Origin of the sequence: Mucilaginibacter sp. OK283 (assembly GCF_900110415.1) — a bacterium.
GTDB lineage: Bacteria > Bacteroidota > Bacteroidia > Sphingobacteriales > Sphingobacteriaceae > Mucilaginibacter.
In genome coordinates this window covers 114416-126319 of the sequence record NZ_FODR01000013.1, presented here as the reverse complement: position 1 = coordinate 126319, position 11904 = coordinate 114416, and the positions used below count along the sequence as shown (strand labels likewise).

Annotated in this window: 10 protein-coding genes and 1 tRNA gene; 3 read left to right on the top strand and 8 right to left on the bottom strand. The window is 42.7% G+C overall.

Annotated elements, in window-relative coordinates:
- Positions 1 to 26: 26 nt before the first annotated feature.
- Positions 27 to 2459 (top strand): beta-galactosidase GalB, encoded by a 2433-nt coding sequence (gene galB, locus BMX56_RS24625; RefSeq protein ID WP_090652356.1) that lies wholly within the window; start codon positions 27 to 29, stop codon positions 2457 to 2459.
- Between the two features lie 150 nt (positions 2460 to 2609).
- Positions 2610 to 3707: an AI-2E family transporter gene (locus BMX56_RS24620; RefSeq protein WP_090652355.1), complete on the top strand. Its 1098-nt coding sequence runs from the start codon at positions 2610 to 2612 to the stop codon at positions 3705 to 3707.
- 110 nt (positions 3708 to 3817) lie between these two features.
- Here BMX56_RS24620 and BMX56_RS24615 read toward each other — a convergent pair whose 3' ends face one another.
- From BMX56_RS24615 to BMX56_RS24600, 4 genes are all read right to left on the bottom strand, one after another.
- Positions 3818 to 5155 carry a M16 family metallopeptidase gene (locus BMX56_RS24615; RefSeq protein ID WP_090652354.1) on the bottom strand — a complete coding sequence of 446 codons (1338 nt, stop codon included), beginning with the start codon at positions 5153 to 5155 and terminating at the stop codon, positions 3818 to 3820.
- A 16-nt stretch (positions 5156 to 5171) separates the two neighbouring features.
- Positions 5172 to 6551 carry a M16 family metallopeptidase gene (locus BMX56_RS24610; RefSeq protein WP_090652353.1) on the bottom strand — a complete coding sequence of 460 codons (1380 nt, stop codon included), beginning with the start codon at positions 6549 to 6551 and terminating at the stop codon, positions 5172 to 5174.
- A gap of 120 nt (positions 6552 to 6671) precedes the next feature.
- A complete protein-coding gene (locus tag BMX56_RS24605) occupies positions 6672 to 7370 on the bottom strand; it encodes a hypothetical protein (RefSeq protein WP_090652352.1) in 699 nt (232 codons plus the stop codon).
- 157 nt (positions 7371 to 7527) lie between these two features.
- Positions 7528 to 7893, bottom strand: coding sequence for an iron chaperone (locus tag BMX56_RS24600; protein WP_090652351.1), 366 nt, complete (start codon positions 7891 to 7893; stop codon positions 7528 to 7530).
- Between the two features lie 291 nt (positions 7894 to 8184).
- Here BMX56_RS24600 and BMX56_RS24595 point away from each other — a divergent pair.
- Positions 8185 to 8257, top strand: a tRNA-Phe gene (locus BMX56_RS24595).
- A gap of 276 nt (positions 8258 to 8533) precedes the next feature.
- On the opposite strand, the gene BMX56_RS24590 is transcribed toward BMX56_RS24595, so the two are convergent.
- The 4 genes from BMX56_RS24590 to BMX56_RS24575 all read right to left on the bottom strand — a co-directional run bounded on the left by BMX56_RS24590 (position 8534) and on the right by BMX56_RS24575 (position 11847).
- On the bottom strand, positions 8534 to 9340 hold the full coding sequence (locus tag BMX56_RS24590) for a helix-turn-helix domain-containing protein (RefSeq protein WP_090652350.1): 807 nt from the start codon (positions 9338 to 9340) through the stop codon (positions 8534 to 8536).
- 49 nt (positions 9341 to 9389) lie between these two features.
- Positions 9390 to 10427 (bottom strand): SDR family oxidoreductase, encoded by a 1038-nt coding sequence (locus BMX56_RS24585; RefSeq protein ID WP_090652349.1) that lies wholly within the window; start codon positions 10425 to 10427, stop codon positions 9390 to 9392.
- 146 nt (positions 10428 to 10573) lie between these two features.
- Positions 10574 to 10978, bottom strand: coding sequence for a nuclear transport factor 2 family protein (locus BMX56_RS24580; protein WP_090652453.1), 405 nt, complete (start codon positions 10976 to 10978; stop codon positions 10574 to 10576).
- A gap of 11 nt (positions 10979 to 10989) precedes the next feature.
- Positions 10990 to 11847: an SDR family oxidoreductase gene (locus BMX56_RS24575; protein ID WP_090652452.1), complete on the bottom strand. Its 858-nt coding sequence runs from the start codon at positions 11845 to 11847 to the stop codon at positions 10990 to 10992.
- Between the last annotated feature and the right edge of the window lie 57 nt (positions 11848 to 11904).

The following is an 11904-nucleotide window of genomic DNA, read 5'->3' as shown; positions in this document are numbered from 1 at the left end:
TTACATTTAATCCAATTGTTGCCTTTATGTACGCTATAAAATCTTTCCAAAAGGTCATTAAGCTTAGTGGCCTGTTGCTTGTCGCGCTGTTTTTTAGCGCCAAATCGTTTGCTCAGCAAACCCGTCAAACACTGGATTTTGACAAAGGATGGCGCTTTAACCTAGGCGAGGTGGCTGATGCCGAAAAGCCCGCCACCAGCGATGCCAAATGGCGCAGCCTTAACCTGCCCCATGACTGGAGCGTTGAAGGCAAATTCAGCAAAGATAACCCTGCAACACCCGAAGGTGGCGCACTGCCGGGAGGCATAGGCTGGTACCGTAAATCATTTACCGTTCCGGCATCATCAAAAGGCAAATTGGTATACATTGATTTTGACGGCGTTTACCAAAAAAGCAAAGTGTGGATTAACGGGCACCTGCTTGGTTTCAGGCCTAATGGGTATATTTCATTTCGCTATGAGTTAACTCCGTATCTAAACTTTGGGGGTAATAATGTTATAGCTGTTAAGGTTGATAATTCGGTTCAGCCAAATTCGCGCTGGTATTCCGGTTCTGGTATTTACAGGAATGTGTGGCTGGTTACTACCGCTAAAACTGCTATTAACCAGTGGGGGACCTTTGTAACCACGACGGACGTAAGTGCTGCATCGGCAAAAGTAAATATCAAAGTAAGCGTAAAACACGGATCATCTGCTGCTGGGCTGGTTGTAAAAACTACATTATATGATGCCCTTGGTAAAGCAGTTGCAGGCGGCGGCTCAATACCATCTAAAGCACAATTACAGGATACCATATTTGAAACAAATACGACCCTTGGAGTAAAAAATCCAACCTTATGGAGTGTTGATAAACCATATTTATACAAAGCGGTTACGCAGGTACTATCCGGCAAAACCGTTATCGACGAGTATACTACCCCTGTGGGCATCCGTTATTTTAATTTTGATGTGGATAAAGGCTTTAGTTTGAATGGTAAAGCCATAAAAATTTTAGGCGTATGCGATCATCATGACCTGGGTAGCCTTGGCGCGGCCATCAACACCCGCGCATTGGAGCGCCAGTTGCAAATATTAAAAGCAATGGGTTGTAATGGTATCCGTACCTCGCACAATCCACCTGCGCCGGAGCTGCTTGACCTTTGCGATAAAATGGGTTTCATTGTAATGGATGAAGCTTTTGATTGCTGGGAATGGGAAAAAGTTAAATATGATTACCACCTGTTTTTTAAAGAATGGCATAAACGCGACTTAGAAGACCAGGTACTGCGCGACCGTAACCACCCCAGCGTAATGATATGGAGTATTGGTAACGAAATTCCGCAACAGCATGATTCAACGGCTTTAAGGATAGCACCGGAGCTTGCTGCCATAGTGCATAGCCTTGATACTACCCGCCCTATTACAGCAGCCAACAACAACCCGGATGCAAAAAATAAGATCATAGCTTCAGGGGCGTTAGATTTAGTGGGTTACAATTACCATGAAGGGGAGTACGCTGGTTTTCATGACCGCTATCCCGGTAAAAAATTCATAGCTACCGAAACAACATCAGGACTGGAGACACGCGGATTTTATGAGATGCCATCAGATAGCATCCGTGTATGGCCCGAAAAATGGGATAAACCATTTGAAAGAGAAGGTAATAATGTGTCGGCTTATGACAACGTACGACCACCATGGGGATCGACCCATGAGATGACCTGGAAGGTGATGAAGAAATATGATTTCCTTTCGGGGATGTTCATTTGGACAGGCTTTGATTATTTAGGCGAACCTACACCATATAGTTGGCCGTCGCGTAGTTCGTACTTTGGTATTGTTGATTTAGCCGGTTTCCCTAAAGATGTGTACTACATGTATCAAAGCGAGTGGACAAATAAGCCGGTACTGCATATTTTCCCGCACTGGAACTGGACTCCGGGCAAAATGGTTGACGTTTGGGCTTATTACAATAATGCCGATGAAGTGGAGCTTTTCCTGAACGGCAAATCATTAGGCACCAAAAAGAAAACCGGCGACGATCTGCACATCATGTGGCGCGTAAAATATGAGCCAGGTACGCTAAAAGCCGTATCGCGTAAGAATGGCAAAGTAGTGTTAACCAAACTTATCCATACTGCCGGCGAGCCGGCTAAGATCGAACTATCGGCTGACCGTAAGTTGATCAAAGCCGACGGAAAAGACCTATCGTTCATCACCGTAAAAATATTGGATAAAGATGGCAACGTAGTCCCCGATGCGGATAACCTGGTCGACTTTAAAATAAGCGGCCCCGCCTTTGTTGCCAGCGTTGATAACGGCGATCCTGTTACACACGATTCTTTCAAGGTATCGTACCGTAAAGCTTTCCACGGCTTAGCACTGGCCATTGTACAGGCAAAGGAAAAAGCAGGCGCTGTTACATTTACAGCAACATCAAAAGGCTTGCCTGCTGCTACAATTACGTTGACTGCGAAATAACCAACCGAAATCTAGAGAAATACCGATATGTCATTGCTTTTGTTAGACCAAAGGCAATGACATTTTTATTTTAAATGCATAAACATTTAATATCCGTAAAACAATTGGGCGTTTAACCCATTAATTGGTAATACTTTATTACCTTGTTTTATGCCTGCCAAAGAATACCCGTTTTATCTTAAGAGCACCGTTATCATGTTCGGGCTCATTTTATTGGTTTACATATTTTACCAGCTGGCCGATGTTTTTGTACCCGTAGCATACTCCTTATTTATCGCCATTTTGTTGAACCCGGTTTGCAATTGGCTGGAAAAGAAAAAGGTGCCTAAAGCATTAGCTATTTCCATTACCTTGTTGTTGGCATCCATAGCAATAGCGGGGTTGTTTTATTTTCTATCTACCCAAATAATCCAGTTTGGCGATTCGCTGCCCGTGCTGAAGCAAAAATTTGCAACTATCTCGGCCTCGGCGCAATCATGGGTGGCAACAACGTTTGGTTACCCCATACAAAAACAAAATTTGCTCATTAAAGAGGCAATGAATAACAGCCAATCGCTATTGGGTAGTACCCTGGGTTCGGTATTAGGTATATTTGGGTTGATATTTATTATACCGGTTTATGTTTTCCTGGTACTTTATTATAAAACTTTACTGCTCAACTTTTTTTACGAAGTGTTTTCTGAGGAGAACTCCAAACGCGTAGCCGATGTATTGCAGGAAACCAAAGCCGCTGTGCAAAGTTATATCATAGGTTTGTTAATTGAGATGATAATTGTGGCGGCGCTGAATTCGCTGGCGCTTATATTGCTTGGTGTAAAGTATGGCATCCTGATTGGCGTTATCGGCGCTATCCTTAACCTGGTGCCCTATTTGGGCGGCATTATTGCCATAGCCTTGCCTGTATTGATGGCTACAGTTACCAAAGATGGCTACTCGACACAATTGGGCGTAATTGGGGCCTACCTGGTAATCCAGTTCATTGATAACAATATCCTGGTACCAAATATCGTATCATCAAAGGTTCAAATCAACGCGCTCATGTCCATAATCGTAGTATTTTTGGGTAATATGCTATGGGGACTATCTGGCATGTTCTTGTCCATTCCGTTCCTGGCCGTGTTGAAAATCATTTTCGACCGGATAGACGGCCTTAAACCATGGGGCAAACTACTTGGTGACACCGTACCCACCCGCCATAAAGGCGATATATGGAAGAGGAGGAAAAAAGTTATTCTACCTGTGAAGTAAGTAAAAATTCAAAAAAGGAAGCAAAGCGGTCAATATAATGGAGGCTATAAAAATCAAAAGCCAAAACCGCTATGCAATTTTGACTTTTGATTTTTTAATTTTGACTTAAATTAGTGATTGACACCGTTTTCGCCTTTGTTCAGGGTTCCGTTGATGTATAAAACCTGGTTTACTTTTTTAGGGTCGCCCTGGTATACCCACACAATATTGTTGATGTAGGTTTTAAAGGCGTTGTTAACCTGCTCAACAGTTAATTTTTTAACATCATCAACCAAAGTTAATGAGCGTTTCCAGTTATCAAATAACACTTCGTTTGATGCGATAGATGATGCCTGTGCGCTATTGGTTTCGTTTTTATAATAAAAACCGGTTAGGTAGGTAACCTTCATGTTGGCTACTTCTTCGGGTTTAAAGCCTTCTGTTTTTACTTTATCAACCAGCTTATCAAACACGGCTATATATTTATCTGGCTGCGTGGTTGATACCGAAAAACGTGCGGTTGATGTTTGCCCAACGCTAAACCAGGCCTGCGGTGCATATGATAAACCATTATTGGTACGCACATCTAAAAAATGGCGGTTAGCGAAGATCCGCATAGCTACGTTAAAGGCGTCAAAATCTTCGGTACCCGGTATGGGGCCGCTCGTGATACCTTCAACATAGTTGGTGGCTAAATCGCGCTGCTCCACATTAATGCTGTTTTTGTAAACCTTAAATGATGCTTTTTTAAACGCAAATGAAGGGCCTTTTTTAACACCATCCAACATCGCTTTTACTTTGGCCTCGATAGTAGCCTGATCAAGATCGGCCACAACAACTATCAGTAAGCGCGATTTGGTGAAGATGGACGTATAATAAGCTTTGGTTTCTTCGGGCGTTAATTTGGTCAGTATGTCTACTGTTCCCATCGGGTCTTTGGCATAGTCGCGGTTTGCAAATGCAACTTTATCGGCAAACTTATCAATGGCATTGTCCGGCCTGGAGTCAAGGCTTTTTAAATTAGTAATGGCGTCCTGTTTAATACGGGCAAACTCCTTGGCGTCAAAACGCGGTTGGGTCATGGCCTCAACATATAGCGGCCAAACCACGTCTAAATCGCTTTTAATACAATTCATGCGTACTACCGAATAGTTTTTGTTACTATAACCATAAACTGTAGCGCTTACTTTATCCAATATATCTTTAAATGCGTTTTTATCGTGTTTAACGGTACCGCACTCGGTAAGCGCGTTCATCGCCATCGATTCGATACCCATTTTCTCGGCAGAGTAGTTTTGTACGCCGCCTTTAATAATAGTTTGTATCTCTACAATATCGTTGCCGCTTGGCTGTACAATTACCTTAACGCCATCAACCGAGGTTTCGTAAGCTGCTTTTTGTGCCTGTACTGTTTTTATATTTCCTATCGCCGCTATAATCAGCAGGCCCAACATATATTTCTTCATCATGATAAGATCTTTTAAATTACTTAGCTACAAAAAATGAAGCTGCATTCAGTTGTTTACTCAAATCGGGCGATATAATCAAGCCTGCCGCGTATGGTTTACCGATGATATAGGTATCCACAAATTTTTTGATATCGGCACGGGTTACTTTCTGGTAATTACTATCAAGGTCGGTAGCAAAATTGAGCGATGTGCTACACCATTGGTAACTCAACTGGCTGGCCAGGGTTGATGGCTTTTCTTTACGGTGAATGCTGTTACGCAATAATATAGCTTTTGCGTCTTTCAGTTGCTCATCGGTGTAGTAATCATCCTTTGCCCATAGGCTTATCTGGTTTATTACCTCGTCATAGCATTCTTTAAGTTTGGTTGGGTTCGGCTCAATACCCATATCAATAGGCCCAACGTATTTGCTGGTTGTGTAGCTTACATATACGCTGCTTGCCAGCCCTTTATCAACCAAAGCCTGCTGTAGTTTCGACGAGTTTAAACCCACAATAGTGCCAAACAAATCCGCAGCCACGGTAGACGCCGAATCGGTAAGGTATGACGGCCCCTGCCATGAAATTTGCATTGATGGTGTTTGCGCTATGGTGGTTTCTTTAATAAAATATTCTTTTTGGGTTAATGGCTTAAATGCCGGGATAGGATATTTTTCGTGCGGGTTGAAACCACTGCTTTCCCAATCGCCAAATATTTTTTCGGCCATGGCAAAAGCTGCATCATGTTTTACGTCGCCGCAAATAGTAAGCAAGCTGTTGTTAGGGAAATAATATTTGTTTTTGATGACCATCATTTTCTCGGGCGTAGCGGTGTTAATCACTTCGTGAATACCGATTGGATTTTTACGGGTGATGAGGTCGCCCCATAACTTTTGCTGGATACCGTACCATAACTGGAAACCCGGATCGCTTTCGGCACGCTGAAACTCGCCGTCCACAACAGGACGTTCCTTTTTCATATCCTCCTCGCGGTAAATAGGAAAGCGGATGGCTGCGTTCATGAATTTTAAACCAGCGCTAAGGCTATCCCTGTCAAAAGTAAAAAAATAGTTTACGCGCTCTACATCGGTAGTGCCATTCCATATGGCGCCAAGTTCTTGCGTACGTTTCAGAAATGATGCCTGGTCTGGATAATCTTTGTTGGCTTTAAAAAACATATGCTCGAACATGTGCGACAGGCCGCTGAATTCGGGGCCCTCGGTATAAGCACCGTTTTTTACGGCAATTTCAATGGTAGCCAAAGGCACTTTGCTGTTTTCAATAACAACAACTTCCAGTCCGTTTGGAAGCTTTTTCCAGAAGTAGCCTTCCGGCAGCCGGGGCTGGGCAATTGCAAGGCAAAAGCTAAAAACCCCGATAACACTCAGTGTTAAGGTTTTAATAAGATTTTGGTTCATAGATATATTTATAATGTTTTAAACACTATAAATATATTGGTATAAATTAGGAAAAGGAAAAAATTATCCTTTTTTAACTTAGTTTTTAGTTAAAAGGTATAAACTGATTACGTATATTATTTATAAGCCCGATTTAATACTATTGTAAGGAATGCCTAAATCATCAATAGAGTATTGGGTAAGTATGCTATCTTTTATGGTGATATAATCTCCACGATCAGTCACAAACCATTTTTCGATACCATCCTTAGTAACCACAGTTGGGATTGTTGCAGATACCACTTTGCCTGTTGTATCCAATTCCAGTATATAATACTCCTTCTTTGGATCGGTTAAATCCCTGAAGGGAATAATGACGGTATGGTTGTTATCATCAATAAAGTGCCCGAAAAAGTTTTGGTCTTTTAATTCCTTTGGATGAAAATTAACCATTTTTTGGGCCATCTGTGCAGATACGCCGGTTATTTTCAGCCTTACAACGTTGCCTTCCGAATCTTTTAAAGTATCCTGCATAGTTGCCGTTTGGGCACTGGGATATTTGGCAATGGCGTAAAAATTGTTCGATCCGGTATTTTTATCATTATGACCGGGCAGCATATAACATAGTTGCAGGTTAGGCAAAGCTGCACTGTCTGATTTTATTTTTCCGGCGATGCCAAGCAGTTGTTCTTTCGTCAGTCGGGTTTTGATATTAACGATAACCTTACTGGCCGTGTCTGATTTAGTTACTTTGGATATGCTGAACCAGGCAACGTCTTTTTTTGTGCAGGCGGATGCGAAGAGGGCAACAGACAAAATATAAAAAGATAGATTTTTCATAGCGTTACAAAGATAACACGATTTTACTCAGTTTTATTTTTACAACGTTGTTCACGAAGACTATGCAGTTCAAACATTTGAAAGGGTTTACCGGCCTTTTGTATGTGATACAATGTATTAACCCCTGCGGCAATATGAATTATTTAAGCAAAAAGGTTTACTTTTTTGCTTTTTCCAGGTTCCGCTTTACCAGGAATTTGGTGATCCTGGTTATCAAATCTAAAGGCATTGGTTTATCCAGGGGGAATTGAACCGATCCTTTGGCGCCTTTGTAGTTGGATAGTTCTTCTTTAAATTCATCTATCCCGCCGGGCGTAGGGTAAAGCCCAATATGGTTTTTATAGCCTGCAAAGTAAATAAGGTTGCCATGGAGGGTAAAGGCAGGCATTGCATAGCTTATCTTTTCTTTGGCTTCGGGCGCCGCTTCCCTGATGGTAGCACGTACCTGTTGCAGTATTTGCTGAACATCATGGGGGAAGGCTGCAATATATTCATCGATAGAGGCTGGTTTAGTTGTCATCATAACATTGGTTTTAGGCCTTGATAGCCAGGTTTATAAATGTTTTAAACACCTAAATATACAAAACCTATGCAAACTGATGTAGTTAGATTGATTTTATACAATGTTTTTATATCAGTGGGAATACTGGCTAAACAAAAAGATAAATGGTAATTAAGGTAATTAGTAAGGGTAGTGGTATCGTAGTAAAAATAATACCCTTTGTTACAGTATGTTGAGCGCTTTTTTTAAACTATTTTCAAAAAATAATTCTCAAACACAAAAAAAAAGCTACATTTGCACTCCCCAAAAGGAGGTATCATAGCTCAGTCGGTAGAGCAAAGGACTGAAAATCCTTGTGTCGCTGGTTCGATCCCAGCTGATACCACAGAAAAATAACACTGTGTTATAATAGTGTGAAATTGTTCAACAAATTCTCACAGAAGCCTTCAGATAATTTCTGAAGGCTTTTTAGTATAGTATATTCAGACTTTACGAGGATTAAATTTTTAGCGATAGCCTATTAAAGTAATCTTGTCATTGAATATATCTAAATAACCCAGCATTTCCATAAAACTTTGTTGAACTCGACGTAAAATGCGATACAAAGTTATTGCGTCCTAAATCAGTATTAACAGCGACTATCGAAGTGAAGATTTTGCATTTACGATTTGAATATCTGTGCCGGCGTACAACCAAAGTGCTTTTTGAATATGAATGAAAAATGCGACAGATTTTCGAGCCCGACCTCCGTACACACATCCGTGGGCCTTATTTGCTTCTGCTTTAGCAAATAATAAGCTTCTTCCAGGCGTTTAGCCTGTAGCCACTTAGCGGGTGTTGTATTATATGCATTAAAGAAGTCTCTTTTAAAGCCCGAAATGCTGCGTCCGCATAGGAAAGCCAAACGTGCAATGCTTAGGTTATACCTGAAATTCTGTTCCATAAATGCTTTCAGATTGATCTTTCCGGGAGGGTCGAAATCGAAAAGTAGGTCTTTAAGTTCGGGCTGCACCTTTAGTAATATAACCAGTGCTTCTTTTAGTTTCAGTTTAACCAATTCCCGGTTGCCGGCTTCAAAATAAGGTAATGATTGCTGTAAGGCATTCATGAAGTTTTGCAGCAGCGGATGTTTTTTAAGTTTAAACGAAGGAGGGGTGTTTGGCTTATTTTCCGGTACCAGGCGATGTTCGGCAGCGAATTCGCGCAGTACTTCTTCATCGAACTGGAGCGACAATGAGCGGAAAGCTTCTCCCTGTTCCGGCTGTTTAATAAACCTGGCTAACTGGTTACGCACGTTGAACCGGAAGTCTCCCGGTTCAAAAATCACGGTTTCCTGCTCGCCCCGAACGATCAGTTTTCCTGAAAGCTGATAAGCAAAAGCGTGATGGCGGATGATATTCTCGCCTTTTACGGTTTTATGGTAATAACACGAGATCAGGATTCCGGGTAGTTCAGCATTGGCTTCCATTATATCAAAGGTTTTAAATACGCTGCGTACTTTATCTTTCTTTTTCGCTTCAAACTTTTACAATGCCGCGCTCCAGCAGGCTTTTTGCTGTATCGATGATGATCTCCTGGTTGGAGCGTGGTTTCCAGCCCAAAATTCTTTTAGCTTTTCCATTCGCCGCATTCCGAACTACCCCTAAATTAGGGATAACTTGCTTAAGTTCCGGCTTCAATAGCGAAAGGACGCGTAACAACCAACTTGGCGCAGCTTTAATGGATACGCGCTCCGATACTTCGGCAACACTCGTTTTAATGGTATGTGCTATCTCTGTAAAGCTCATAACGGGACCGCTGAGTGCCAGAAATCGTTGGCCCGCCGCCTCAGACGCAAGCATGGCGCGGATATGCAGGTCAGCCACGTCCCGCACGTCTGCAAGGTTAGTATAAACATCCGGGATGGCTGGCATTTCGCCCGTCATCATGCGGCGGATGATGTGAATGGAGCTGGAAAAATCCTCACCCAGTACCGGCCCGAATATGCCCACCGGATTGATAACGGTCAATTCCATTTTGCCGTCTGTACCGGTAACGAAATCCCAGGCCGCTTTTTCTGCCACTGCTTTTGACTTGATATAGGCCGGTAGTTTGGCATTCGCATCGGTCCAGTCCGCTTCAGTAAAGACATGGCCCCTCGGGTTAATGCTGTACCCTACAGCAGCGAAGGATGAAGTTAGCACCACCCGTTTAACACCTGCCGAATGCGCAGCACACAACACCCGCAGAGTACCGTCCTTTGCAGGCATGATCAGTTCATTCTCGTTCTTGGATGCATTACCTGGAAAAGGCGAAGCCACATGTAAAATATAGGTACATCCGGCAACTGCCTCGTGCCAGTTTTCGTCTTTGGTCAGGTCTGCCGCGATGAAATAAAGCCGGTCCGGATGTTGTAAGCCGCCGGCCTGTAGCTGATTTATAACAGCCATTTTTTTATCCAGCCGCCTGATAGTAGTTTTTACTGCGTATCCTTCGGCGAGTAGTTGGAGAATACAGTAGTTGGCCAAAAAGCCACTTCCTCCGGTAACTAACACAGTTTCTTTTTGCTGTTTCATATCTTAATTAAAATTAACAGTGCAAACATGGCGGTTACTTGGATGATCTATTTTGTTGTGGCGTCCAAATTATTTTGTTGTGGCGTTCGGGATTGAATAAACTAAGAGACCTCATCATTATGGATATGAGGTCTCTTGGTTACCGATCAGAAGATATTGATACCTTTGATATCACGAATTACCGGAACCATGTTTAGCGCTTCGCGGATCAATTGGATCTTTCCGTTTTTAGCAACTACCCTGCCCATATAGTGCTGGGTGTAATTGTTGCCATTAGCGGCTATAATTGCGGTTGCTTCGTACTCACCAAACGCTTGCTCCGGTGTGTCGATATGGATCTGAATATTGCTGAATTTAAAGCCTGGAAAGGTCTTAGGAAGATTACTCAGAAATTTGTGTAACACCTCCCTGCCTTCCCAACGGGCTGGCAGGCCGATACTCGCCAAATAAGGCAATTCAAAAATAGCGTCATCGGCAAATAGTTCGATCTGGAACTCCGGATCACCTATATGGTTTAAGTAATCCAGTAGTAGTTCTTTTGCAGTTTTCATTTTCTTAAAAATTAAGCGGTGTAAGTAGTTAACCATTTCTCTTTGATAGCGGCACGCGCCTCAATAAATTCTTTGTCGGTACCCCTGGCTATCGCGTCCAACGGAAGCCGTAAAGGACGGGTGCCTTTAGGCATATTCACCAGTTCCAGCACACCGTTTGCAATGGTTTGCGGGTCCATTTTAAATTGTTCCATTTTACCGAACAAGGCAGTCCCCAAAGCGTTGAACCTTTCAGTCGCAGCGTCCCCGTATGCTGTCACTATCTCGGGCCTGTCGGCATGCACGCCGGCTTTTGATCCGTTATTCATTTCGGTAGGATAAACACCAGGCTGGATGCTCACGTTCTCAATGCCGAAGTCGGATAGTTCATCCTGCGCCCCTTCGGTAATGCTTTCTACCACAAATTTGGAGGCCAGGTAAGGTACCATAAAAGGCAACGTGTGGCCGCTTGCGCCCGAGGTGAGGTTGATGATCAGGCCGTTCTTTTCTTTTCTCATGGCAGGCAACACGGCCTGGTAAGTGCGTAATACCCCGTATACGTTCACCTCGAACATATTCCTTACCTGGTTGAGTGAATAACCCTCCAATAAGCCGAAGCCACTTACAGCGGCATTGTTTACCAGCACATCTATTTTGCCGTATTTAGAAAATACCTGCTCAAAGGCTTGCTTAACAGAATCGTCGCTGGTGATATCGATCTCCACGACTTCTATATTGGGAATACTATTTAACTCATGGGCGACGGCGGCATTTTTGCTCGCCATGTTACGCATACCTGCAATAACCGAATGCCCTGCATTTGCCAGCGTAATGGCAATGAGTTTTCCAAAGCCTGTACTTGTTCCGGTAATAAAAATTGTTTTTGACATGGTTCTTATTTTTAAATGTTTGTAAATGTTTTGTTTGTACATTACAAAGGTGCAGCA